25 protein-coding genes and 1 pseudogene are annotated in these 24,619 nt (G+C 50.1%); 14 read left to right on the top strand and 12 right to left on the bottom strand.

What is annotated here, in order from left to right:
• Positions 1-22 precede the first annotated feature (22 nt).
• Genes RW114_RS09535 through RW114_RS09525 form a run of 3 tightly spaced genes read left to right on the top strand, consistent with a single transcriptional unit; the run spans position 23 to position 5,978 of the window.
• Entirely contained in the window at positions 23-1,327 is a 1,305-nt protein-coding gene (locus RW114_RS09535) for a TolC family protein (RefSeq protein WP_340122520.1), read from the top strand.
• Complete coding sequence (locus tag RW114_RS09530; RefSeq protein WP_340122519.1) at positions 1,324-2,811, top strand: efflux RND transporter periplasmic adaptor subunit; 1,488 nt, start codon at positions 1,324-1,326, stop codon at positions 2,809-2,811. Before RW114_RS09535 ends, RW114_RS09530 begins: the two co-directional genes overlap by 4 nt.
• On the top strand, positions 2,805-5,978 hold the full coding sequence (locus RW114_RS09525) for an efflux RND transporter permease subunit (protein ID WP_340122518.1): 3,174 nt from the start codon (positions 2,805-2,807) through the stop codon (positions 5,976-5,978). The genes RW114_RS09530 and RW114_RS09525 overlap by 7 nt, the downstream gene beginning before the upstream one ends.
• Before the next feature lie 11 nt (positions 5,979-5,989).
• Here RW114_RS09525 and RW114_RS09520 read toward each other — a convergent pair whose 3' ends face one another.
• The 3 genes from RW114_RS09520 to RW114_RS09510 form a co-directional block, all read right to left on the bottom strand.
• Complete coding sequence (locus RW114_RS09520; protein ID WP_340122517.1) at positions 5,990-6,682, bottom strand: haloacid dehalogenase type II; 693 nt, start codon at positions 6,680-6,682, stop codon at positions 5,990-5,992.
• Between the two features lie 50 nt (positions 6,683-6,732).
• A complete protein-coding gene (locus RW114_RS09515; protein ID WP_340122516.1) occupies positions 6,733-7,158 on the bottom strand; it encodes a hypothetical protein in 426 nt (141 codons plus the stop codon).
• A 217-nt stretch (positions 7,159-7,375) separates the two neighbouring features.
• Positions 7,376-7,807 carry an SRPBCC family protein gene (locus RW114_RS09510; protein WP_340122515.1) on the bottom strand — a complete coding sequence of 144 codons (432 nt, stop codon included), beginning with the start codon at positions 7,805-7,807 and terminating at the stop codon, positions 7,376-7,378.
• A 710-nt stretch (positions 7,808-8,517) separates the two neighbouring features.
• Here RW114_RS09510 and RW114_RS09505 point away from each other — a divergent pair.
• The 3 genes from RW114_RS09505 to folD all read left to right on the top strand — a co-directional run bounded on the left by RW114_RS09505 (position 8,518) and on the right by folD (position 10,881).
• Positions 8,518-8,838 (top strand): hypothetical protein, encoded by a 321-nt coding sequence (locus RW114_RS09505; protein ID WP_340122514.1) that lies wholly within the window; start codon positions 8,518-8,520, stop codon positions 8,836-8,838.
• 62 nt (positions 8,839-8,900) lie between these two features.
• Positions 8,901-9,965, top strand: coding sequence for a cobalamin-independent methionine synthase II family protein (locus RW114_RS09500; protein WP_340122513.1), 1,065 nt, complete (start codon positions 8,901-8,903; stop codon positions 9,963-9,965).
• 55 nt (positions 9,966-10,020) lie between these two features.
• Complete coding sequence (gene folD, locus RW114_RS09495; RefSeq protein WP_340122512.1) at positions 10,021-10,881, top strand: bifunctional methylenetetrahydrofolate dehydrogenase/methenyltetrahydrofolate cyclohydrolase FolD; 861 nt, start codon at positions 10,021-10,023, stop codon at positions 10,879-10,881.
• 40 nt (positions 10,882-10,921) lie between these two features.
• On the opposite strand, the gene purU is transcribed toward folD, so the two are convergent.
• On the bottom strand, positions 10,922-11,797 hold the full coding sequence (gene purU / locus RW114_RS09490; protein ID WP_340122511.1) for a formyltetrahydrofolate deformylase: 876 nt from the start codon (positions 11,795-11,797) through the stop codon (positions 10,922-10,924).
• Positions 11,798-11,963: 166 nt separating this feature from the next.
• The gene (locus tag RW114_RS09485; RefSeq protein WP_340122510.1) at positions 11,964-12,821 is read right to left on the bottom strand and encodes a 3-methyl-2-oxobutanoate hydroxymethyltransferase; all 858 of its coding nucleotides are present in this window, start codon (positions 12,819-12,821) and stop codon (positions 11,964-11,966) included.
• A 151-nt stretch (positions 12,822-12,972) separates the two neighbouring features.
• Between RW114_RS09485 and RW114_RS09480 the strand changes: the two genes are divergently transcribed.
• Positions 12,973-13,899 carry a methylenetetrahydrofolate reductase gene (locus tag RW114_RS09480; protein ID WP_340122509.1) on the top strand — a complete coding sequence of 309 codons (927 nt, stop codon included), beginning with the start codon at positions 12,973-12,975 and terminating at the stop codon, positions 13,897-13,899.
• A gap of 98 nt (positions 13,900-13,997) precedes the next feature.
• Here RW114_RS09480 and RW114_RS09475 read toward each other — a convergent pair whose 3' ends face one another.
• The 4 genes and pseudogenes from RW114_RS09475 to RW114_RS09455 all read right to left on the bottom strand — a co-directional run bounded on the left by RW114_RS09475 (position 13,998) and on the right by RW114_RS09455 (position 18,309).
• A complete protein-coding gene (locus tag RW114_RS09475; protein WP_340122508.1) occupies positions 13,998-14,492 on the bottom strand; it encodes a MerR family transcriptional regulator in 495 nt (164 codons plus the stop codon).
• 346 nt (positions 14,493-14,838) lie between these two features.
• On the bottom strand, positions 14,839-15,027 hold the full coding sequence (locus RW114_RS09470; protein ID WP_479687029.1) for a recombinase family protein: 189 nt from the start codon (positions 15,025-15,027) through the stop codon (positions 14,839-14,841).
• A 430-nt stretch (positions 15,028-15,457) separates the two neighbouring features.
• Positions 15,458-17,684, bottom strand: a pseudogene (locus RW114_RS09460) (methyl-accepting chemotaxis protein).
• A 37-nt stretch (positions 17,685-17,721) separates the two neighbouring features.
• Positions 17,722-18,309, bottom strand: a complete 588-nt coding sequence (locus tag RW114_RS09455) for a PAS domain-containing protein (RefSeq protein WP_340122505.1) — start codon at positions 18,307-18,309, stop codon at positions 17,722-17,724.
• 530 nt (positions 18,310-18,839) lie between these two features.
• On the opposite strand from RW114_RS09455, the gene RW114_RS09450 reads away from it, so the two are divergent.
• A complete protein-coding gene (locus RW114_RS09450) occupies positions 18,840-19,445 on the top strand; it encodes a TetR/AcrR family transcriptional regulator (protein ID WP_340122504.1) in 606 nt (201 codons plus the stop codon).
• 205 nt (positions 19,446-19,650) lie between these two features.
• On the opposite strand, the gene RW114_RS09445 is transcribed toward RW114_RS09450, so the two are convergent.
• A complete protein-coding gene (locus RW114_RS09445; protein ID WP_340122503.1) occupies positions 19,651-19,797 on the bottom strand; it encodes a hypothetical protein in 147 nt (48 codons plus the stop codon).
• A 30-nt stretch (positions 19,798-19,827) separates the two neighbouring features.
• Positions 19,828-20,514, bottom strand: a complete 687-nt coding sequence (locus RW114_RS09440; RefSeq protein WP_340122502.1) for a DMT family transporter — start codon at positions 20,512-20,514, stop codon at positions 19,828-19,830.
• Here RW114_RS09440 and RW114_RS09435 point away from each other — a divergent pair.
• A complete protein-coding gene (locus RW114_RS09435) occupies positions 20,495-20,680 on the top strand; it encodes a hypothetical protein (RefSeq protein ID WP_340122501.1) in 186 nt (61 codons plus the stop codon). The two genes, RW114_RS09440 and RW114_RS09435, sit on opposite strands and share 20 nt — an antisense overlap.
• 26 nt (positions 20,681-20,706) lie before the next feature.
• On the opposite strand, the gene RW114_RS09430 is transcribed toward RW114_RS09435, so the two are convergent.
• Complete coding sequence (locus RW114_RS09430; protein ID WP_340122500.1) at positions 20,707-21,456, bottom strand: DUF547 domain-containing protein; 750 nt, start codon at positions 21,454-21,456, stop codon at positions 20,707-20,709.
• A gap of 229 nt (positions 21,457-21,685) precedes the next feature.
• Between RW114_RS09430 and RW114_RS09425 the strand changes: the two genes are divergently transcribed.
• The 5 genes from RW114_RS09425 to RW114_RS09405 all read left to right on the top strand — a co-directional run bounded on the left by RW114_RS09425 (position 21,686) and on the right by RW114_RS09405 (position 24,555).
• Positions 21,686-22,351 carry a glutamate synthase-related protein gene (locus RW114_RS09425; protein WP_340122499.1) on the top strand — a complete coding sequence of 222 codons (666 nt, stop codon included), beginning with the start codon at positions 21,686-21,688 and terminating at the stop codon, positions 22,349-22,351.
• 171 nt (positions 22,352-22,522) lie between these two features.
• The gene (locus tag RW114_RS09420; protein WP_340122498.1) at positions 22,523-22,810 is read left to right on the top strand and encodes a hypothetical protein; all 288 of its coding nucleotides are present in this window, start codon (positions 22,523-22,525) and stop codon (positions 22,808-22,810) included.
• A gap of 8 nt (positions 22,811-22,818) precedes the next feature.
• Positions 22,819-23,220 carry a hypothetical protein gene (locus RW114_RS09415; protein WP_340122497.1) on the top strand — a complete coding sequence of 134 codons (402 nt, stop codon included), beginning with the start codon at positions 22,819-22,821 and terminating at the stop codon, positions 23,218-23,220.
• A complete protein-coding gene (locus RW114_RS09410; protein WP_340122496.1) occupies positions 23,217-24,071 on the top strand; it encodes an EAL domain-containing protein in 855 nt (284 codons plus the stop codon). Before RW114_RS09415 ends, RW114_RS09410 begins: the two co-directional genes overlap by 4 nt.
• A gap of 220 nt (positions 24,072-24,291) precedes the next feature.
• The gene (locus RW114_RS09405; RefSeq protein WP_340122495.1) at positions 24,292-24,555 is read left to right on the top strand and encodes a hypothetical protein; all 264 of its coding nucleotides are present in this window, start codon (positions 24,292-24,294) and stop codon (positions 24,553-24,555) included.
• Positions 24,556-24,619: the final 64 nt, after the last annotated feature.

The raw sequence follows: 24,619 nt of genomic DNA, 5'->3' as shown, positions 1-24,619 counted from the left end.
GCTTTATTCTCAAGAGACTCTCATGAAATCCAACTATCATCCCGTTCGTTTGATGTTGCTGGTTTTGACCCTAAGTCAGACAACAAACTCATTAGCCACTGAAGCCATTTTTAATCAGGCCGGCGGTGCATTGTCATCAACTCAATTAGTATCTGCCGTACTGGCTGCAAACCCGCAGCTGGAAGTTGTCCAGGCAATCTGGCAGGCAACGGCCAGCCGGATCGAGCAGGAATCCGCGCTGGATGATCCCATGCTGGTACACAGTATGGCGCCGCAGACTATCGGCAACCAGCAGAACGGCTTTTCACAGAGCACTGAAATCTCACAGAAAATACCCTGGCCGGGAAAACTGCGTCTGCGTGGTGAAGCTGCGGGCTTTGAAGCGGATGCGGCTAATGAAAACATTGCAGTCTTGCGTCTGGTGCTGTCCTCTACAGCCAAATCGTTATTCGCAGACTGGTATTACATTCATCAGGCCATTGAGATTAACCGGATTAACCAGACCTTATTGGCTGAATTCCGGGACATTGCCGTCACCCGTTATAGTACCGGCCTGGCCAGCAAACAGGATGCCTTGAGCGCCGAGGTGGAGATTGTGTTGCTTGAGCACCAGGCGATTGTATTCGAACGCGAACGGCGGACGATTCTTGCCCGTCTCAATACGCTGCTGAATCGCCTGCCCGATGAGTCCCTTCCGCCGCCTTCGAAGCTGCCTGAGATCAGCGCTCTACCCGATGCAAAATCATTGCATAACAACGCCCTGCAAGCACGTCCTGAACTTAAAGAGTTGGCGGCGCGCATTCAGGCATCCAAAACCCAAACCGAACTGGCGAAAAGAGCATTCTATCCCGATTTAAATCTGTCAGCGGGCTATAACAGCTTTTGGGATAGAAGCGAACAGCGCTTCATCCTGGGTGTCGGGATCAACCTTCCGCTGGATCAAGGCAAACGCCATGCCGCCGAAACGGAAGCGCGGGCCAGGATGAAACAGGTTGAGTGGAATAGTATTGATCAGATGGCAAAAATCAGGGAAGAGGTGCAGATCGCCTACGAGCGTACCGATGAAAGCATGCATGTGTTTCGATTGTATCAAAAACAACTGTTGCCCCTGGCCGATGAAACGCTGGAAGCTGCCATAGCGGATTATCAGGCAGGCAGAGGTGATTTTCTAACGCTGATCAGCAGCGAGAAAAACCGCATGCAGACCCAGTTACAGACCGAACAAGCACTGGCTGATACCCATCGCCGCATTGCCGAGCTTGAAAGCGCGGTAGGCAGTCTTGAGCCATTACCCGTAGTTGATCGGTCAGAGGCGATGCAGCCATGAAACCAGCCAATAAAATCCGCTTGTTGGCGCTTGTGATGAGCCTGTTGGTTTTATCCGGTATTGGACTTATCTGGTTCCCACGCTCCGGCGTGGGAACCCATACCGATGCGCCCGTCTTTCCGGCCGGACCATTTTATATACAGGTGGAACTGGAACCTGAAAAACCCAGAATCGGCAATAACCAAATAACCCTTATTGTCCGTGACCAGGATAACCGGCCGGTCACCGATGCCGCCATTCAGGCGGTGGCGGAAATGCCGGCCATGGGCGCCATGGCGGCCATGCCCATACCCATCGAAATTAAAAGCGTGAAACCGGGAGTTTATCAGGGCCAATTCGAACTGCCGATGGCTGGCGCCTGGCCGTTGACGTTGACGATAGACTCCGCTACGAAGGGGCAGGCCCGACTCACTTTCGATATGGGCACCAGTCGGAAAGGCGTGTCTTTGACGTCGGCAAGCCCTGGCGATATTGCGCCGCAAGTGAGCGTTAAAACCGCCTCGCCATCGTTGGAACCCGCAACATTCACGGTGGACGCTTACCGTCGCCAGCTGATCGGCGTCACCACCGGCAAGGTGATGTATCGGAGCCTCATTAAAACAATCCATTCCCCTGCTCGGATCACCTATGACGAAACCCGTCTTACCGACGTCAGCCTTAAATTTGACGGCTGGATCGGCCGGCTTGACGCGGATTATGTGGGTAAACAGGTAAAAAAAGGGCAAGCATTATTCACCGTTTACAGCCCGGAACTGGTCTCGACCCAGGATGAGTATCTCGACAGCTTGCGGCGCAGCCGTGCCGGTCCAGGCAGTCTTACCGCCGCGGCCTATCGCCGCTTGACCCTTTGGGGCATTGACGCCACCCAGATCCGAGCCCTGGAGCGACGCGGACAGGCGGCGGAATATGTGCCGATCCTGTCGCCGGTCTCCGGCACCGTCATTGAAAAGTACATCGTGCCCGGCACGGCTTTCAAGGCGAGTGCAACGCTGTTGCGCATTGCCGATTTGTCCACGGTCTGGGTCGAAGGCCAGGTCTACGAGTCCGAACTGCCCTGGGTCAAGGTCGGCATGAAGGCCGAGTTCGTGCTGGAGGATGCGCCCGATTCCCCATTGCCTGGCAAAATCACTTTCATCGAACCGACGGTGGAAAATAAAACCCGCACGGCGCGCGTGCGCGTGGCATTGCCCAATCCGGATGGCGTGCTGCGCCCCGACCGCTATGCCCGGCTGAATCTGCGGATCGATCTGGGAGAACGCCTGGTCGTTCCGGAACAGGCGGTAATTTACGCAGGAAAAAGCCGTGTCGTTTTTGTCGATCTCGGTGACGGGCGCTTGTTGCCCAAAAAAATCAGGACAGGGCTTAGAAACGATGATTTTATCGAGGTGCTTGACGGTTTGGCGGCCGGCGATGTGATTGTCACTTCCGGTAATTTCCTGATTGCCTCGGAAAGCAAACTCAAAGCGGGGCTGGAACAATGGTAAATGAACCTAACACGGCCAGCGCCGGCCTTATTGAACGCGTGATTGGCTACTGCGCACGCAATGCCTTCATCACTCTGCTGGTGGTCGCAATTTGCGCCTTTTGGGGCTACCGGTCCCTGATCAGCACGCCGCTGGACGCCATCCCCGACCTGTCCGATGTCCAGGTCATTATCTACACGGACTGGCCCGGACGCAGCCCCGATCTGGTCGAGGATCAGATTACGTATCCGCTCATCACCACGCTGCTGGCGGCGCCCAAAGTCCAGTTTGTGCGCGGTCAAAGCTTTATGGGGCTGAGTTTTGTTTATGTCATTTTCGAGGAAGGCACCGACATCTACTGGGCGCGTTCACGGGTGATTGAATACCTCAATTCAGCGGCGGCCAAGCTGCCAGAAGCCGTGCGGCCTACGCTGGGGCCGGATGCCACCGGCGTGGGCTGGGTCTTTGAATATGCGCTGGTCGATAAATCCGGCCATAATAACCTGGCGCAGCTTCGTAGCCTGCAGGACTTTAAGCTGCGTTATTGGCTGGAGTCGGTTGAAGGCGTGGCGGAAGTCGCCTCCCTTGGCGGCTTTGAGAAGGAATACCAGGTCACTGTCGATTCCAACAAGCTGGCTGCCTATGGCATAACTATAAACCAGGTCGCACAGGCCATCCGCCGCTCCAATAATGATGTCGGCGGACGGGTGCTGGAGATCGCGGGTCATGAACATATTATCCGCGGGCGCGGTTATATCCACGCCGTTGCCGACATCGAGCGCATCGCCCTGGGCGCGAGCAAGGCGGGTGTTCCCGTCACTGTCGGAAATGTCGCAAAAGTCAGTCTTGGACCGGCGTTGCGGCGGGGGCTGGCGGAACTGGACGGTGAAGGCGAAACGGTGGGCGGCATTGTCGTCATGCGCTACGGCGAGGATGCACTCAATGTCATCGAACGGGTTAAACAACGTCTTGAAGACATTAAGAAGTCTTTGCCGCAAGGGGTTGATATTGTCACCGCCTACGATCGCTCGGATTTGATCGAACGGGCGATCGCAACGCTCAAGGATACCCTGATCGAGGAAATGATTGTGGTCTCCTTGGTCATCATGGCGTTTTTACTGCATTTTCGCTCGGCCCTGATCGCCATCCTGACCTTGCCTATCGCTATTTTGCTGGCTTTTATTCCTATGTCGATGCAGCATATGACCGCCAATATCATGTCACTGGGCGGTATTGCCGTGGCTATCGGCGCCATGGTCGATGCCGCCATCACCATCATCGAGAACATCCATAAACGCCTGGAAAGCGAGGCTGGCAAGCCTGTAGGGGCGACCGGTTGGTCGCCCGAGCCCCAGCGTGAAGTGATTATTCAGGCCATGCAGGAAGTGGGGCCGAGTATATTCTTCGCCTTGCTGATTATTACCTTCTCCTTTCTGCCGGTATTCGCACTGGAAGGCACGGAAGGCCGGCTTTTCAAACCATTGGCGTTGACCAAAACCTATTCCATGGGCTTTGCCGCCGTGCTGGCCATTACCTTGACCCCGGCGCTGGCGGTATTATTGATTCGCGGCAGAATACGCAGCGATACCAGCCTGCTCAACCGGACGCTGGTTGCCTGGTATACGCCGGTAGTCCGCTTTGCGCTACGTTTTCGCGGCTGGGTCATCGGGATTTCGGTGGTATCCCTGCTGGTTTCCGTGCCGGTTTTTTTCAAACTGGGCAATGAGTTCATGCCGCCGCTCAACGAAGGCAGTATTTTGTATATGCCCACCGCGTTGCCGGGTATGTCCATCACCGAAGCGGGAAAGGTATTGCAATCCATGGACCGGCAACTTAAGACCTTTCCGGAAGTGGAGCGGGTGTTCGGCAAGATTGGCCGTTCCACCAGCCCGACCGATCCTGCGCCCTTGTCGATGGTGGAAACCGTCATTACCTTGAAACCGATGGATCAGTGGCGCAAGGGCATGACCTGGGACGGGCTGATTGCCGAAATGGACGAAACAATGCGCTATCCCGGTATGCCCAATATCTGGTGGATGCCCATCCAGACCCGTACCGAGATGCTGGCAACCGGCATTCGCGCCGGTCTCGGCATTAAGGTTTTCGGCGATGACCTGGCGACGATCGAATCTGCCGCCGTGCGCATCGAGCACGCACTTCAGGATGACGAACGCACCCGACCCTTTACCCGTAGCGCCTTTGCCGAACGGCTGACCGGCGGTTACTATCTCGATTTCACGATAGACAGGGACAAAATCGCCCGCTATGGCTTGACCGTCGATGCTGTGGAAGACGTTATTAGTACCGCCATCGGCGGACTGACGGTGTCTCAAACCATCGAGGGACGTGCACGCTATGGCATCAACCTGCGCTATGCCCGCGACTTTCGCGACAACCCTGAAGCCTTGAACCGGGTGTTGGTGCCGACACCCGACGGCGCGCAAATCCCCCTCAGCCAGCTGGCCCGGCTTGAATTTGTCACAGGTCCCCCCATGCTGCGCAATGAGGGCGGTTTTATGGTTTCCTTTGTGCTGGTGGATGTCAAGGGCATCGGCATCGCCGATTATGTAGATCTGGCGCGCCAGGTGGTCCATGAAAAGGCGGCTATCCCGCAAGGCGTCAGGGTAGAGTGGGCCGGGCAGTTCAAGTACTTTGAGCGGGCCAGGGCCAAACTCAAGGTGCTGGTGCCTTTAACCCTGGTGATTGTGTTTTTGATGCTGTTCCTTAATCACGGCTCGATCGGCGAAACCTTGATTATTCTGCTGGCCATTCCGTTTTCGCTGATCGGCGCCGTGTGGCTTTTGTACTTACTTGAATACAATCTGAGCATTGCGGTCTGGGTGGGCATGATTGCGCTGGCCGGTCTCGCCGCCGAGATGGGAGTGCTGATGCTGCTCTATCTGGACTTAAGCTGCCGCCAACGCAGCGCGGAAAACCGCTTGCAGTCCCGGCAGGATCTCACCGAAGCGATTGTTGAAGGCGCTGCGCGTCGCATACGCCCGAAGCTGATGACCGGCATGACCACACTGATAGGCCTGACCCCTATCCTGTGGAATACAGGAACCGGCGCGGATGTGATGAAGCGGATCGCCGCACCGATGGTGGGTGGAATCATCTCCGCGTTGCTTATGGTGCTTATCGTTTTTCCGGCGGTTTATTCTTATTGGAAGGGCTGGCGGCTTAAGTAAATGAGCAAATGTTAATAAACTTTTGCGACGATAGCAGGCAGAGAAGCCAGGGTGGTGATCTCTCCGTCGGACGGCGAGGGGATGTGTTCGGGAGCCTGTCCAAAGCGGTTGCACCAGACCACGCGAAATCCGAAAGCCTTGGCTGCATGGGCATCCCAGGCATTCGACGAGACGAAGCAAATTTGATTCGCTTTCACACCAAATCGATCGGTGGCGAGTCGATAGACGTTTGGGTGAGGCTTGTAGATCCCCACTTCCTCGGCCGACAGCACCGCATCAAGAAGACCGGCAATTCCGGCATTTTCGATCGCAGTCTTAAGCATCTTTGGTTCTCCGTTGGAAAGTACGGCAAGCTTCATGCCGTGAGCCTTCAGCTGTGTCAGCGTATCTTTTACCTCAGGGTATGCACAGAGCTTCAGGTAAAGCGACATCAAGCGGTCGCGTAATGCCGGGTCTTCGATCTTGAGGCTGGTCATGGCGAAATCGAGGGCATCTCCGGTTACTTGCCAGAAGTCCGCATGCTTTCCCATCAGGCTGCGCAGCCAGGTGTATTGAAGCTGCTTGGTACGCCAAAGGTCGGACAGCGCCAGCCACTGGTCTCCGAGTGCGCTCTTTTCCTGAGCGGCAGCGCTGGTAAAGTCAAATAGCGTCCCGTATGCGTCGAACACGCATGCGGTAATGCCGCTTAAACGCAGTGAGGTCACTTGTTTTTCTTTAAGGCAAGTAGATAACGCCTTTTTGTTAGCACGCGGAATTAATTGTTCCGAATTGGTTGGCGAAAAGTCAGCATGACATCTTCATCTCTCAGCAGAAACAGGGCCACGCAAGCCGCCAGCATCGGCCAGGCGGCAAAGAACAAAAGATGCGGCCCCTCAAATGGTGACAGATATTGCTTAAAAGAGGACAGCGTAGACACGGCATGGATAACCAGCACAAAGCCGTAGCTGAATTTTTTATACAAACCTGCCAGGAATGCGGCCAATATAACCAGTTCGACGACTGCCAATATAATAAGCATCACTGACCCTTCCAGACCGGTTATAAAATAGAATTTTTCATAGATCTTGCCGGCATGCGCAGGGTTGATGAATTTATCGATAGTCCACATAAACATCACTAAAAATACGCTGATTCTTAAACCGAATAAGGCGATGGGTAATGATTTATTTTGGTTGGTCATGAGTGTTCCTTGATGGGGGTAGCAATCAGGGGAGCTCCGTTAAGTTAAGGAAAAACTCGTCGTTCCGGCAGGGATTTCCGGTATCCAGAGGCCAAAGGATGGCAAACTCCAAAAACATCCCTGTGTACTGAATACCGGCCAACCCTCGCTTGCCGGTATGACGGTTTAACTTAATGGCATGGCTAGTCAGGTTATGCAGTGCATATCCTGACTGGCATCATTTTGTGTCTAATTGTTGGGCTAATTCTCTCAATAAAGCCACGTAGATTTGATGGCAAAACTCTGCTGCGTCTTCGCTGGCAGAATCCCAGGTTGAACCCCATTCGACAAACGTCGAATTATTCAAGGTAACCGGGATCAGATGCAGGTTGCCAATGTAATGACTGACTTCAGCGGATGAGACCGGAGAGGGGCCTTCGTCAATTGAATATCTGACTCTGTGCTCCTGGTCGTTACACCCTAATAGCGTTTCATGAAAGGCATCGTTCAAAATTCTTTTGGCGCCGGCCTCGGTACCCGATTTCTCGCCAACAGCCTCGCATTTTTCAATGACACTGGCAGCCCATGACATATCATGAAAATTTTTGATGGTGTCCCATACTTTATCGACAGGGGCATTAACAACTATGGATTGATAGCAATGTGGCATGATGCGTTCCTTGTGTAATGGAGAAAATGAATGATTATTGAATCTTAATTCAAAAACGATTAAAGCATAGCTTTTATTGAATGAATGTTCAATAATTAGTTTTATATTTTTTTAACGAATGCATGAGATGGCCAGACCCATAGAATTTGATCGTGAAGAGGTACTCCAGAAAGCAATCGGAGTTTTTTGGCAAAAAGGCTACAGTGCGGCATCAATCAAGCATTTTGTCGAAGCGACACATAGTTTATTTTACGGATTTAAGTGACAAAAATTTACCGTTTTTGAGCATTAATTAGTGTCATTTTCAGAATACAACTGCACGGAATATCTGAAGCTGATTGCACTATTAAGATGTCTTTAGTTAGCCGTATCAGGATAGGGCGGCAATATACTTACGAGAAATGATTACGAGCAGGTCATTTCGATCCATTGCTCGTTCCAGACTCCGGCCGATGCCTATATTGTAGCGATAGATCGAACTCAATTTTGTCAGGAACATCGCCAAAGCAATTTTTGATTTTGCAAGCTCAACTGAACTTCAAAATCTCACACAGGTGCTTTTTGAAGACATGCACAGGACTTGTCATAACCTAACCTTAATGATATATTTAGCTAAAGGAAATAATTTGTTTTTTTCTAAATAGCTAGAGCCATTTACTTTTCTCGTAGCACGGAATATTTAATGAACTTTTTTAACAAGAGGCTTGTTCATGAGGTTAAAATTTTTTTGCTTTCATTGCACTGAAAAAAGCCGTCTGCCGAATTTACTTCGTATTCATCGCATGGCTATTCAATTGGGCATATACCGCCGTTCTTTCAGAGTCGCCTTTATAGTCGGAACCGTGCTGAACTTGATTCATCAGCCGCAAGCCTTGCTCGGTTCCCTCTTTTTGGATTTTCATGGCGATGAACACCTCAATATTACCAAGACACTGCTGACTTATGCGGTTCCTTTTCTTGTAGCAACCTATGGCGCATTAACAGCGATTAACCCAAGGCTGATCGACTCGCAAAACAAGCCATCCGCTTGAAGATAAGATGTTTCCAATAGCCTCTCGAAGCACCAAACCTTAATCCGATACAGGAGCGCAACATGTCCATACCTACCGAATCCATTGGCAGTATTCCTCGTCCTCCGCAATTGCTAGATGCACTCAGGGAATTCCGGGCGGGACATCTATCTCGGGAACGGCTCGACGCCTGCTACGACGAAGCCATACGCGACACTATCCAACGTTTCGAGGCCACGGGTTCGCCGGTAATCTCCGATGGAGAACAGACCAAGTCAAGTTTCGCCACCTACCCGTTACAGGGCCTGAGCAATATCGTTCAGGATGGTGTCGTCATCACCTTTGCTGACGGTCATACCCGCCAGATGCCTAAGCTTAGCGCAGGGCCGTTTCAATACGGTATTCATGCGGGCGCTTACGTTCAGGCTGCTAAACGCTACACCACGCGGCCATTGAAGCAGGCTGTGATTTCAGCTTTCGCGCTAAGTCTGATTTATCCGCAAGAGGGCATCGCCGGATACTCGCGGGAAACTTTTCTGGATGACTTGGTGATGGAAACCGTGGCGGATATTCGCGGGTGTTTGGAGCAAGGCGCTCACCATGTGCAGATTGATTTCACCGAAAGACGCTTGTCGGTCAAGCTCGACCCGTCCAAGCAACTGCTCCGGCAGTTTATCGACCTGAACAACCGAGTATTGGAGCATTTCACCCCGGAACAGCGCCAGCACATCGGCGTGCATACTTGTCCAGGCGGCGACCACGATTCCACCCACAGCGCCGAGGTAGATTACGCCGATCTTCTACCGAGCCTGTTCCAGCTCAAGGCAGGCAATATCTATATGCAGATGGCCAGCGAAAAGAATCCTGAGCATGTGTTGGCCATTATCAAGGAACATATCCGCCCCAACCAACGGGTCTTTGTCGGCGTTATCGATGTGCTGAATCCCGAAGTGGAAGAACCGGAATTGGTGCGGGATCGTATCTTGCGCGCCGCCGAATACATCCCCGTGGGGCAGCTCGGCAGCACCGACGACTGCGGCTTCTCGCCTTTCGAAGACGACACGTCGACCGGGCGGGATACCGCCTTTGCCAAGATCAGAGCCCGAGTCATCGGTACGGAACTTGCCGCCAAGGCGTTGAATTGCTAACTACCGGGCGAATGACTGCACGAACAAGATTTAGCGGTAATGCTTAGGAGAAAAAATGGCGGCAAAAGTTATTGATGGCAAGGCCCTTGCGGCAACTGTAAGACAGGAGTTCAAACGCCGAACAGATAGCCTGATTGAAGCTGGTTTACGGCCAGGGTTGGCGGTTATTCTGGTCGGTGACAACCCCGCTTCACGAGCTTATGTACGCAATAAGACCAAGGCTTGTGCGGATGTCGGCATTTATTCGCTGCTCAGCGAATTCACCGTCAATACACCGCAGGATGATATTTTGAGGCACATTCATCAGCTAAATGCCGATCCGGCTATCCACGGCATCCTTGTGCAGTTACCGTTACCGCCCCATTTCGATTTAAGACTGATCCTCGATGCCATAGCCCAGGAAAAAGATGTCGACGGATTTCATCTTTACAATGTTGGCGGCTTAATTTCAGGTAACACTGTTTTCCCGCCTTGCACCCCTTACGGTGTGCAGCGCTTGCTTGAGTCGGAAAATATTGATGTGGCGGGGCAGAACGTGGTCGTGGTCGGCGCCAGTAATATCGTCGGCAAACCGATGGCTCTCATGTTGTTGCAACGTGACGCAACGGTCTGCATCTGTCATGCTAAAACACGCGACTTGGCTCAATTCACAGTGCTCGCCGACATTTTAATAGTCGCGGCGGGTAAGCCTAATCTGATTCTGCCGGAAATGGTCAAGACCAGCGCAGTAGTGATTGACGTAGGTATTAATCGACTACCCGACGGCAGGCTGATCGGCGATGTCGATTTTGAAGGGGTGCGGCAAAAAGCATCCTACATCACGCCCGTTCCCGGCGGCGTCGGCCCGATGACGGTAACCATGCTGCTGGGTAACACGGTGGAATCAGCTGAGCGTTTCGCGGCGCTTCGGCATTAATCGCCAAAATTATTTTTCTTTCCCTCGGCGGTGAACAAGATCAGCGGAAGACCACGGTCTTTTCACCGTTGATGAAAATACGATGCTCAACATGTGCGCAAACTGCCCGCGACAACGCCGCACATTCCGAGTCGCGTCCGGCGGCGACCATTCTATCGGGTGTGTAGGTGTGATCGACGCGTTCAACGACCTGTTCGATGATGGGGCCCTCGTCAAGATCGGCAGTCACGTAATGGGCGGTAGCGCCAATCAGTTTGACGCCTCGATTATGCGCCTGATGATAGGGCTTGGCACCCTTGAAACCGGGCAGGAAAGAATGGTGAATATTAATCGCACGACCTTGCAGATAGTGACACAGATCGTCTGACAAAACCTGCATATAGCGGGCCAGGACAACCAGATCGCTTTTTGACTCGTCGATTATCCTTTTTAGTTGGGTTTCCTGAGTGGACTTTGTTTCTGCTGTAATTGGCAGGTAATGATAGGGAATATTGTGCCATTCAACCAGCTTACGAAGGTCCGGGTGATTGGAAACCACTGCGGTCACATCCATTTTTAATTCGCCGATGCTGTGGCGGTAGAGCAGGTCATTCAAACAGTGATCGAATTTCGACACCATGATAAGCACGCGTGTACGCGACTGATCATCATGTATTGCCCATTCCATGCCTTCTTCGCTTGCCGGCTTGATGAATTCAAGGCGCAGAGCGTCGAGAGAAGGCGAGAGTTCAGTATCGCGTGAGAAGGTGCAGCGGATGAAAAAACGGTTCGACAAAATGTCATCGAACTGCTGCATATCGGTGATGTAGCAGTGCCGTCTGGCAAGAAATCCGGATATTTTGGCGGTTGTTCCAACAATCCCAGGGCAGCATGCAGTCAGGACGTATTGACGCTTCGATTCGGTTGGTGTCGTCACTGTAAAATTTCTCCAAATACGCTCAATAAAAGATGGCGTTGCTTGATTTATTTCGGGCAACTCCCCGATAAGCTGCGAGACAAGCCACCAGGGAGTTGCTATACATTTTCGATTTTGAAAGCCTGTTTCCTGAAAATTTTCCGTCGAGGATGGCTAGGCCTAGAAACTAAGGCTTGTCTACCAAATCCAGAAATTTTTCAAACTCCCCCTCATGCATGTGATGGGATTCTTCAACACGCGGATAGGCTCCTGACTGGACGGCTTCATAATACGCGGTATAAGCATCCTTCATGTTTTGCCAAACATTACCGAATGGAACCCGCTTGGGTGGCGTGGGAAAAACGGAGCAACCGATGATGTCTGACGAAACATGAAAAATCCCATGCGCATAAGGGCCGGAACCTAAGCTGGCAACCGGAACGGACAGGTTTTCGTAGCACCATTTGGTGAGTTCTTCCGAAGCATGTTCGAGTAATACGGTGCTAATACCGGCATCGATACAGCTCCTAATGAGTTTGACAATATCGGCAGAATCTTTTGCCGTCCGCCCTCTGGGTAGATAACTGCCTACTTGCGACCAACGTTCGCCTTGGACGCCGAAATGCCCAATGACCGGAATCCCGGCGGCGACAATCGCTTCCACCATTTTTACGGTTTTATGGTGCGGCTCAATATGCACGCCATCAGCGCCGCGACGCTGGATTTCCGATGCGTTGCGGACGGCATCGGATTTGGAAACACAAGCCGTGGTGTTGGGCATATTGCAGCAAATGAACGGTGTGCTGGCCCCCCGAAGCACGGCTTCCAGAAAATAGAGCTGCTCCTGAAATTCCACGGTGTTCATGCTCTTGTGCCCGAACAAAGCCATTGGCCCAGGACTGCCGACGCATAACAGATCCATGCCCAATTCCTCTCCCATCATGGCGCTCGGTGTGTCATGGCACTCCATTCCAATGATTTTTTCGCCTCTGGCAATTTTTTCGCCCAGCGTCTTGATGGTGATTTTTTTTCGTTTCGGCTTCATATCGATAGTCCTCTGCATAGTTATAAATATTGGAATTGCGTTCTTGGACGCGTCATAATAATATAACGTTAACGTAAGATTTTGCAAGCAATCATCGATCCCATCGCTATGAAGTTTAAAAAACACCATCCACTCAATAAGAGAGATAACTATGACCAACAATGATGCACTTATCTACGCCGCCGATGATTCCGATAGAATCTTTGACAAGACAACCCTCCAATCACTGTTATCCAGTTTCAGTATCGAGATCACAGTTAAGGAAGCTGCAAAGATTGACGACTTTAGCAATCACCTACCCATAGGTACTGAGGTTTATATCGTTGCAACCCCAAGCACCAAGCCTAATGATGTCGTCGATCTCGCCAAGCGCATACGGGGTGAGGGAATGATTCCGGTTCCTCACATCGCAGCTCGTGCCATTCCGAGCGTTGAAATTCTCGACCGGTGGGTCCGTAGATTGAGCGTGGAGGCAAATGTCACTGCGGCACTGATTATCGCGGGCGGGAATTACGACAGGCCGGTGGGGACTTTGACTTCATCCATGGAGCTGGTTAAGAGCGGCGTTATGGAAGGCAATGGGATCGAAGATTTACGTTTTGCCGGACATCCTGAAGGGCATCCCGTCATCAGTCATCACGAACTCATGGAGGTGTTGCTGGAAAAACAGACTTACGGGGAACAAAAACATCTTACGACCTCTCTGGTCACGCAGTTTTTCTTCGATTTTACTGCTATGGCTGAATGGGAAAGACAGTTGCTACGATGCGGCGTTCACATGCCGGTTCGGATAGGATTTCATGGCGTTGCCAGCCTGGCGAGTCTGATTCGACAAGCTCGTTATTGCGGGGTCGGCGCTTCTATCGAGGTTTTGGCAAAACAGCCTGCGAAAATGCTCAAGATAGCGGCTTCGACAACCCCAGATCGACTTGTCCGTTCCTTGGCAAGACATTCCGTAGAATTTAAGCAGTCTCTTTTCGCCGGTTGCCATTTTTTCCCATTAGGCAACTTTGAGAAGACTGCGGAATGGGTATCTGCGATAGTACGCGGCGATTTAGAGCTTCACGACAATGAGTAATCCGGTTTGTCGTTTTGAGGTTCGATTCTAGTGGCATGGTCCAACACATAATCTGCTTTTTCATTTATCAATGATTTGAAAAAGCAGAGTCAATGCCGTCATGGACAGTTTGGATCCCAAATAAGGCGGACGATATTGGTCAAATCGACGTTCTTGTTGATCGGGCAATTCGGGCAATCCTTGCGATTGGGACGATTTTGGCAATTTTCGCATTGGCGGATCAACATGTCCGCCCGCTCCAGATCACGATCCAGTTCTTCCAGATCGTTCAGCAGACCGCGAACTCTTTTGCGCAAATCGTCCAGCAGCGGCTGCATAGCGGCTGAGGCTTCTTTGCCCGTTCCACATTGCTCCCGCGTCTGGGCAAGCTTCTGCACCGATTCCAGTTCGATTCCAACACGCCCAAGCTGCAAAGCGATAGCCATGCGTTTCAAGTCTTTCTTGGCATAGAGCCGGGTGCCGCCCTCAGTACGGTCGGGGGCGATCAGACCAAGCTCCTCGTACAGACGAATGGTTCTCGGTGTAGTACCCAGTTCTTCGGCCAATTCACCGATTTTTAGAACGTCACGTTGGTGTTTCGGGGGAAGACGCATAATTTTTTTACAAAATATAAGGCAAATGTAATAGGGTGAGTTTGGTTAGTGTCTGTAATGGTATCAAGAGAAGACCTCTTTTTTGTACCTATCCTGACACAAAGGAAGGCTACAGTCTATCTGGCAAAGCCTCTCCCAATACAAAACGAATCTGGTAGATGCTTTGCTTGATATACCCGAAATACGTGGACGATATTACAATGATGCCACCGTATCTGCCGTTGGCCAGCCGCTGTCAGTAAAGGAAGTCTTTTAACCACTGGATAAGAGTTTCACGCCATCTGGACGCAGTTTCCCCTTGGGTGAAATATGCCGATACAACGTCTGCCGGGTAATCCCCAGTTCTTTACAGACGTATCGTTTTCACGCAGGGCCTTAAGACAAGCCGCCAGGCCTGACGATCATCCCGTTTGCCGGATGCCTGATCTTCATAGATGTGTCGGGGATCGACGCCCGCCTCTAACAGCGCATCGCGTTGCAAGCCGCAGGCCTGAGAACCATCTGCTTTCGATAACCGCATATAACCAATTAACATAGTGCTCCTATCATTTATATGACCGTTTAAGTTACTTATGATTATGCGTCGACATATGCCACAGCTAGAACTTAACGGTGGGCTATACCGTTTCGTGTGTCGATTTCATGAAGAGGAAAGTGCATTAACCTTAAAATCAGTTGGTGATGTACAAGTGTCTGTAGGACAGACGGCTAAATTTCTTCAATTAATGACCTATCAGGTGAGCACGCTCACAGTCTCAGGTGTTTTTATTTCAAGCGATTTTTAGGAAAACATAGCTGCGGAGAATTTGACATTGTCCGCAGCCGCTTAGGAACATGCATAAATTAATTTAAGCAATTACCATGAAGGACATGAAGGAGATGAAGACTAAATCCTTCATGTCCTTCATGGTTTAAAAATAAAACTTGCTCAAGTTATTTCATGCACGTTCCTTAGCGTTTTTTAACTAAAACTCTTCCCATTCATCATTGGAAGATTGTGGGATTGATTTAGGTTTGACTGCTGCCGGGGTTTTAGCCGCTACCGCTCTAGCCAGTATCGTTTCTTTTTGCTGCCGCATTGCTCAAAAAGAACTGGCTTGAGACATACTTCCAGACGCATTGCGAGAGTAACCCTCCATTTTAAATTGCGCCACCGTGTTTGATAGGTTTTGTGTCTGTTCTTCCAGCGATTCCGCTGCGGCGGCGGCTTGTTCCACCAAGGCGGCATTTTGCTGGGTCACTTCGTCCATTTGGGCGATAGCTTGATTGACCTGCTCAATGCCGGACGTTTGTTCTGCCGAGGCGGCGCTGATTTCAGTCATCATGGCGGTAACGCCGCGAACGGAATTGACGATCTCTTCCATGGTTAGCCCGGCTTGTGTGACCAATTTAGTGCCGCCGGAGACTTTAACGACCGAATCGTCAATCAGGTGTTTGATTTCTCCGGCAGCCGTAGCGGCGCGTTGCGCGAGGTTACGTACTTCTACGGCCACCACGGCAAAGCCCCGGCCTTGCTCCCCGGCGCGCGCCGCTTCGACGGCGGCGTTCAGGGCAAGGATGTTGGTTTGGAAAGCAATGTCGTCGATGACCGAAATAATATCGCCGATCTTGCGCGAAGAATCGTTAATATCATTCATTAGTTCTAACCACTTGGTCGACCACCTCGACGCCTTTGCCGGCTATATCGGAGGCGTCAACGGCAAGCTGGTTAGCTTGTTTGGCGTTTGCGGCATTATGCTGCACGGTGGCGGTCAGCTGTTCCATGCTGGCCGCAGTTTCTTCCAGACTGGCGGCCTGCTCCTCGGTACGCTGCGACAAGTCATTATTGCCCGAGGCGATTTCTTTAGCCTCTGTGTTAATGTTGTCAGTGGCTTCTTTGATTTGATTGATAATCTCCTTGAGCTTTTCCACCGTGGTATTAGCATCGTCCTTGAGTTGTCCGAAACTGCTGATATAGTCATTGCTGATGGTTTGGGTCAGGTCGTTACGGGACAATGCGCCCAGTACGCGCACCACATCATTGATGCCGCTTTCGGTAATTTCCATCAGTCCGTTAAGCCCTTCTCCCAGTTGTTTAAAGAAATCTTCTTTGTCCTGCATTTCAATACGCCGGGTGAAATCCCCCATGACTGCACCATGCACAATGGCTGCCACTTCCTGCTCTACCGCGACTTCAATGGTGCGATCCCGCCATTCGGCCACCGCTCCCAGACGTTGGCCCTGTTCATTGATGACCGGGTTGGCGGTCACCACCATGGATCGACCGCCGAGATTCATTTTGACAGTATAAGCATCGTCAAAGGTGGACAGAAGTTGTGCCTGGTGCGCAGGGTTTGTGTGGAAATCACCAATATTGGTGCCGACCAGATTGGCGGTGGAGAATTTAGGCAGCTGTTTTCGGATATCCGCTTCGGCCTTGCCGAGAATATCGACCACTGCTTTGTTGACGTAAATGATGTTGCACGCATTGTCTGCAATCATCACGCCGGTGCTGACGTTATCCAGGCCGATTTTGATGCGTAAATTCTCATCGGCAATACGTTTATCTTCCGCTATGTCGAAACCGAGTTTGGTCTGCATTGTTTTAAGCGCTTCCAATACCTTGCCGATTTCGTCCCGGCGTTCAATGTCTATGGTGTTGTTATAGTTGCCTTGGGCTATGCGGCCGAAGTGGCTGATAACGGAGTCAAGCGGACGCACAATAACGCGAAGCAGGGTAAAGCCCAGCCATAGGGCAAACGTAATACCTGTCGCGATTAAGCCGATGGCGATGTTGCGGGTTAGGTCATATCTGGACTGCGCCAATTCAAATTCCTGCTTGGCGCCATCCAGCTGCATTTGCAGGAGACTCTCAATGCCCTCATCCACCGATTCGTAGAGCGGTTGGATCTCTTCCACAATGATGCTCTTTGCCAGAACCATATTATTGCCACGCAAAGCCGCGACGGCTGGTTTCAGACCTTCCACGATATAGTGTTTTCTATTTTCGGCGAATTTGCCGGCCAGCGCTTTTTCTTTCGAGGTGAGCGTAGAAGTCATGTACGAGTCCCATATCTTGGTAACGTCAGCGATAGTTTGTTCCAATTCGACTGTAGTGTTATGAATCACCTCGGGGGTTGGCGTGACTAGGATAGCGGTAATGCGCATCCGTTGAAGCAGCAGCCGTTTCTGGATGTAGGCAATCTGCTTCATCGGAAGCGTGCGATTTTCATGCACAGTGCGAAGACTATCATTGAGCCTTGCTCATGCCCTGCAAGCCCAGGCCGCCGATGATCATCATCAATACGCTCAACAGACCGATAACATTGATTAGCCGACTTTTGATTGTGAGACGCTTGGAGGGATTAAATTTTGCCAAAAAAATCGATTTGACGATTTTTCCGTCCTGGATTTTCAGATTACCGGGATTGTCTTTTTGGAACAGCCGGTAGGCGGCATCTGCCGCATTGATTTGTTCGCGACTGGGTTTGCTGCGCATTGACATGTAACCGGCCAGCTGAGCATTTTCATAATAGGGGGTGACATTGGCTAACACCCAGTAAAAGTCGCCGTTTTTGCAGCGATTCTTTACCATGCCGGTCCAAGGGCGATTCTCTTTCAATGTCTTCCACATATCTGCAAACGCTTCCGGCGGCATGTCAGGATGTCGCACTATATTGTGCGAGGCGCCGATCAGCTCTTCTCTGGTGAATCCGCTAACGCGAAGAAAGTCCTCGTTGATATAGGTAATCATCCCTTTTAAATCAGTCTTGGATACTATGGAATCACTCTCTTTAAGCGAGTATTCGACGTTAGTAACCGACATATTGATTTTCATAAACGGTCTCTTATTATTTTTGTTTAGAAGCGGGGTAAGTTATTAATGTAAAACAGCGTGGAATTGATCAGGGAATCAAAACAGCCGTGCGACAAGCGGTATCCTTACAACCAGCAATTACACTATAAATTTTTTACTAAAGTTTCGGAGTTCGTTTTTACCTGCATAGCAGTTGCCCCGTTGATTTCCAAAGCCCTGAGCCTTAGCGTCTTGTGTCAACTTGGAAGGCTTGCAAAAACTAGTATTCTAGGTGGGCATCCATAACCGGCAATCGCATCACCCAAAATACGTGTCAAGTCCGTCAAAGCGCCGGTAATCACTGCGCGCTTAACCTGCCATAGTTTACTTACAAAATTGATGTCCATGCAGTTGCTGCCATTGCCTGCCGCATCCCACCGGCTATACTATGATTTCTTTTTCGCTAAGTGTTGATTGCACTTATGAGATGAATTTAAGAAACAATTAAAGAATAGCTTTTATTGAACGTGTGTTCAATAATTAGTTTTGGAAATTTTTTAGGAATGCTTGAAATGGCCAGACCCATAGAATTTGATCGTGAAGAGGTGCTCCAGAAAGCCATCGGAGTTTTTTGGCAAAAAGGCTACAGTGCGACATCTATCAAAAACCTAGTCGAGGCCACAGGACTACAGCCGGGCAGTATTTACGCGGCATTTGGCGATAAACGCGGGCTTTTTTTAGCGGCCATTGATGGATATTTTGAAAATATGAAACGTATGATCTTCAGTACGCTACATACCAACCAAGCCGCCATAGTCCGCATCGAAACCTTTTTTAACCGGCTGGTCAGCGACTCGGTTACGGATGAACATCGCAAAGGCTGCTTTTTGGTCAATACCCTGCTCGAAATTCCGGTTCATGATCAGGAAATCAATTCCCGATTACAAGCGATGTTTGGCTTGGTGGAAAATGAATTTAGGGGTGTTTTAAAAGAACACATAGCCTCCGGCGAGTTTGATAGTAAACAAAGCCCTGAAGCATTAGCCCGATTTCTTGTTGCGGGAATATACGGGCTGCGTGTGTTTAATAAAACCCAACCCGATATTTCAGCCTTGAAATCAATAGTGGATAATTTGCTTTCTGTGTTGCGGGGAAGGTCTTGCAATAATAGAGCCTGACATTTCCAGAAAATATGCGATTACGCCGGGGCCGCGCGGGTAAACGATGAAGAGACGTTTAGCTAGTCAGCCCTGAAAAAAGCCGTCTCAACAATGATTACCGATTCCAGGGCCTTGATCTCAAACGGGTACAAGCCCTTAAGCGGAACTCGTTTCAGTGAATAGCATTTTCCTGATCCAAAACAGCCGAAGCAGGGCCGGTTTCCTACAGCTGTATCGAATCGCGGACTGCCTGGGTAGTTAAGGCATCAAGCGCCTCCTGATCAATAGTGCCAGCTGCAAAAGCGGCTATTCCGTCAAGCAATTCCCTGGGTCTGGGAATGCTGCCAATCTGTTCGGTAGGGATGGCCATTGCGTATGCATTCGCTTAAAGGTAATTCCATCACGATGCACACGGTTTGCCGATAATGACCATTGTAATGCCACCGAGAATTGCCGTGGCGGCGATTAAAAGGCGTAAGGTAACGGGTTCGCCGAGGAAAACAAGTCCGCCCACGGCCGCGATGACCGGCACACTTAGTTGTACGGTGGCCGCACGGGTGGCGTTTAATCCGCGCAAGGCTGTATACCAAATGGCATAGCCAACGCCCGAAGCCAATGCTCCGGACGCTATCGCGGCTCCAATACCGGAACCATCAAGAGAGACCCGGGGAAGCAGCATCAGGCTCAGTCCGGCAGTGAAAAATACCGCACGGCAGAAATTCCCCGTCGTCGCCATAAGAGGATCTCCCGCGTTTTTGCCGCATAAGGAATAAATGCCCCAGGCAACGCCGGCGCCAAGCATCAAGAGTGAACCCGGCAGGGGCGGCGCCGAGAGCCCCGGCGACAAAAAGCTGACGAGTCCGCCACACGCACAGACAAAACCTGCGGTCTGCCGCCTGCGTAGACGTTCTCCAGTCCATAATCCGTAGCCGACCATCGTTGCCTGTACTGCCCCAAAGAGCAGTAATGCGCCTGTCGCAGCCGGTAGACTGATATAGGCAAATGAAAAGCCGGCAGCATAAGCGAACAGGGCGAGCGCAGAGAGCCAACTGCCTGCGGTGTCGTGTGTGTCGCCACGTATTCGCACGATCAGCCAAAGCGCAACGGCACCGGAAATGAGTCGAATTGACGTGAAGCTGGCCGCGTCGATGCCGGTGTGTTTCAGTGCTAACCGGCAGAGCAACGAATTTCCCGCGAAAGCCATCATGGCCAGCAAAGTCAGGACGATGATCCGAGTGCGTGACATCAAGTGAATTCCGATCCGGTCACACACGCGTTATTATTTTGCAGTGATGCCGTTTACATCCCAGTCATAGTTAATGCTCTCCTTGAACGGTAACTGGGGTAAATCGGATCGGTAACGGCGAATGAACGCCTCAACACCGCCTACAGGCTTAAAATCCTTCCCGAACCAGTCAAAAATCCTGGAAATTTGGATGCTTTCATCGCCAATTCTAAGCCCTTTATCGGCATTGGACAGAAACTGTTGTATCTGTTCATCCAGTTGGGCGTTCAAATTTGATGCCGTATAAGGTGTATTGCGCAGATCAGGGCAGCTTACCGAGGCGCAGACGATGGCGAAATGGATGCGCGGTTCGCCCAGTGGACGCAGGATTTTATTCTCTATGTCATCCAGCGAGACAGTTTCTCCATCAATACTGCCGGCGGACTTGCCCCACACCGGACTGATCAGGCTGCCGACATCCTTGATGCTGTCAAGCGGCCAATGGTCGACAACCATTTTTAACGCCAGGATATTGTAAGCATTGATGTAAAAAGCCAGTTTTTCCTTCTTGTTGCTGAGATTTTTAACCGGGAAACTTGATAATTGCTGGTAGGCGGCTTCCAGTTTGCCGTTTTCTTTCAGTACCTGGTAATCCACCAGGGCCAGTTTGACATCGTTCTTTGTTCCCGGGCTGACGCTTTTTAAAGCTTCAGCATAAGCACTCCAGTCCGGTTCTGCGGCAAAAGTGTTAAAGCTCAGCACCAGCAGGGCTGTGAATAGCATTAAGCGTTTCATTAAAATCATTCGGTATCTCCTAAAAAGTTAGTTATCGCATTTTTAGTCGGTTTGCCAAACGATAACTTACAAATTCTTTATGTCCTGCCTCATTATTTTTCCATGCGTGTTATGTGAGTCGTTGAATAGATCGGTTATTCAATCTCCGTGTAAGGTTTTCTATTGAAAGACGACTCATTAAACAGTTAACTTTTTGCAGACCTTGACCCGGCAACATTTCGAGTAACCATGAATAACAATGCGTAAAACATTCCTCATCAGCAATTTGGCCGCACTGGCGATCATTGCAATGATCGCGCTATTCTGGTCGCCGGTTTTATGGAGTTTGCTGCTGTTAATGCCGGTGCTGATGCTGGGAATTTATGACATGCTGCAAATCCGACATACGCTATGGCGCAATTTCCCGGTCTTCGGCAGAATCCGCTGGCTGCTGGAAGGGATGCGGCCGATGATCCGGCAGTATTTTATCGAAGAGGATACCGATGGCTTGCCTGTCAGCCGGGTATTTCGTTCCGTTGTTTATCAACGCGCAAAAGGCGAGATGGATACCGTCCCTTACGGTACAAAATTCGATGTCTATCGGGTGGGCTACGAATGGATCGGTCATTCCCTGGCGGCAAAAAATCTTGCCGATATCAATAGCGATTTACGCGTTACCATTGGCGGCTGTTCTTGCCGTCAACCTTACAGCGCCAGTTTGCTTAATATCTCGGCATTGAGTTTCGGCGCTTTGAGCAGTCATGCGATTATGGCGTTAAACGGCGGGGCGAAGCTGGGCAACTTCGCCCATAACACCGGCGAAGGCGGCATCAGCCGCTATCATCTTGAGCATGGCGGCGGCAGGGCTTTTAAGAACGGAAGAATTGAATCGCTCGCATATTTTCCGCAGGATCAGCCAGACTGAAATGAAAAGCTATGAAGAAATCTATCCAGGGTTAGCGACAGGCTGCTTGTTAACCGATGCAGTACCGGAAACCTTTGTTAATGATTTGCGGCTTGTCGCCAAAAGTAGGCGCTTCTAGGCGATGCGCAAATGTTTAATGCGACGGATCGTAAAATCGATTAAAGGAACAAGATGAAATCCTGGTTAAAAATCGCTTTGAGCGGGGAGATTCGTAATGGCTCATTAAAGACTGCCGCCTTTGTGGGAACCTTGCTGTTGTTTATTAACTATGGCGATACGTTATTTGAATGCGGTCTGAAGCTGGAAGAGTGGATGAACGGAAATATAACCATGCAAAACCTGATAGGCATTGGCCTGGGTAAAACAGAACTGATAAAAATAGAGTTGACGTATTGGGTGCCGTATTGCGTATCGACCTACACCAGCGTTCAATCTTACAATCGGCATAAAAACTCATAGGCTCAGGGATGAATCTGTTAAGCAAACCCTCATTTATCGAAGCGATCCGGCATTTATCGCAGGACGAGAATCCACAGCACACCCTGATTTATACAGAAATTAATCACGCACTGCAGGTTGCCAGCCTGTTAGGCGGGAACGCAGCGGAAGAACAACTTATTGCCGCAATTCAATCGTTGATTTTCATTAAAGTCAAACAGCTGGCTGATTCATGGATGGGTAAACTGGGCGGTAATCGATTCGGCATCATTGTCAAAATGCCCGTCAAAGAGAGTGTTGAGTTTGCCGAAGAACTTGCCGGCCTGCTTGACCGGCAATGCATCACCATTGCCGAAAATTCCTATTACCCCAAATTAATGATTGGCGTTACTGCATTATCGTCTGATTTAAAACACCGGAAAGGACATTGATTGCCGTCGATGAGGCGCTATATCGGGCAAGAAAATCCGGAAACAGCACGGTTAAGTTAATTGGGCACGACGACCCGGTTTTGCATGAATACTATGATTCGCTCAAGCTGTTACCTGTTTTGAGAGAAGGTCTATTGAATCAGTCCTTTGTGCTTTATGCCCAGCCCATAGTCCCGATTACGCAGGCCGTTACCCAGCAAAAAGCGGAGGTGCTGCTGCGTTATAAAAACAAACAGGGTGAAATTTACCCTCCGCTTTGCTTCCTGAAAACCGCAGGTTTATTTCATATCAGCCGGGAAGTCGATCTTTATGTGGTGCATCAGTTCTGCCGGTTTATTGAACGGCAAAAACAGCAAAACGTGGTTTATTCGCTGAATATTTCAGGCAGCACCATTCGCTACCCGCCTTTTTTCGATATTGTGGCAAAAGAATTCAGGCGTTTTGGGGTCAATCCCCGACAGGTCTGTTTTGAAATCACCGAAACGGTGGCCGATCAAGACTATCAACAGGCCATCAAGCTGATGCGTTTATTGAAAGAGCAACTGGGTTGTCAGTTATCACTCGATGATATCGGTGTCGGCTCCAGTAATTTAGCGAATCTGCCAAAATTTAATGTGGATTTTATGAAAATTGACGGTTCGTTTATTACTAATCTGCTGGATGAACCTTATTCTGAATTGGTGGTCGATTTTATTGTCTCGGCGGCCAGGCTATATGGTAAGAAAACCATAGCCGAATATGTAGAAAATGCCCTGCAACTGGAAAAATTAAAAGTTCTCGGGGCTGATTTTTCGCAAGGCCACTTTACCGGAAAGCCGAAGCTGCTGTTTGATCCATCACTTAACCCATAATATTCAAAAAATATTTTATCCTGTTGTTCTTTATAGGCGGAGGGCGCTACATCGGTGTCGATTACTGGATAACGCTTCTTCCAGTCGCTCGATAGAAAGATTCCTTACAAAAAAATGCCGTTTTTCTCAATTTACCCCAGATTAGCTGAAATTATTTGCTAATCAGGATCTATAATGAGTAAGAACTCATATATGCCACCATGAGCAGATGTAAAAGGGCATGGAAATTGAAAAATGGACAGGAGCAAAGCCCAAAATAAATTGTCGGCAAATTACACTGCATATTCGTATGCCCGTGTACTTCTTGGACTTCGTCTGCAAAGCCGATTTTTCCATGATTGCTTCATCAGCCGCGCATGGTTCTCCATCAGACGGAAAAGTATCAGTTGCACTCCAGCCGTTACCTTCAGTTCAAATGCATCCAATAACTAACAGTGTGATTGTTGATTGTAAGGATTCCGCTTGTCGTGCGACAAATGAATAATCATTTCATTTATATTAAGGAACCTTTTGTGAATAACGATATGCTTTCATTCAGCTCTTCCTCT

The organism is Methylobacter svalbardensis, from assembly GCF_037671525.1.
In the GTDB taxonomy this organism is placed as follows: Bacteria; Pseudomonadota; Gammaproteobacteria; order Methylococcales; family Methylomonadaceae; genus Methylobacter_A; species Methylobacter_A svalbardensis.
This window is presented reverse-complemented; position numbering and strand designations above follow the sequence as displayed.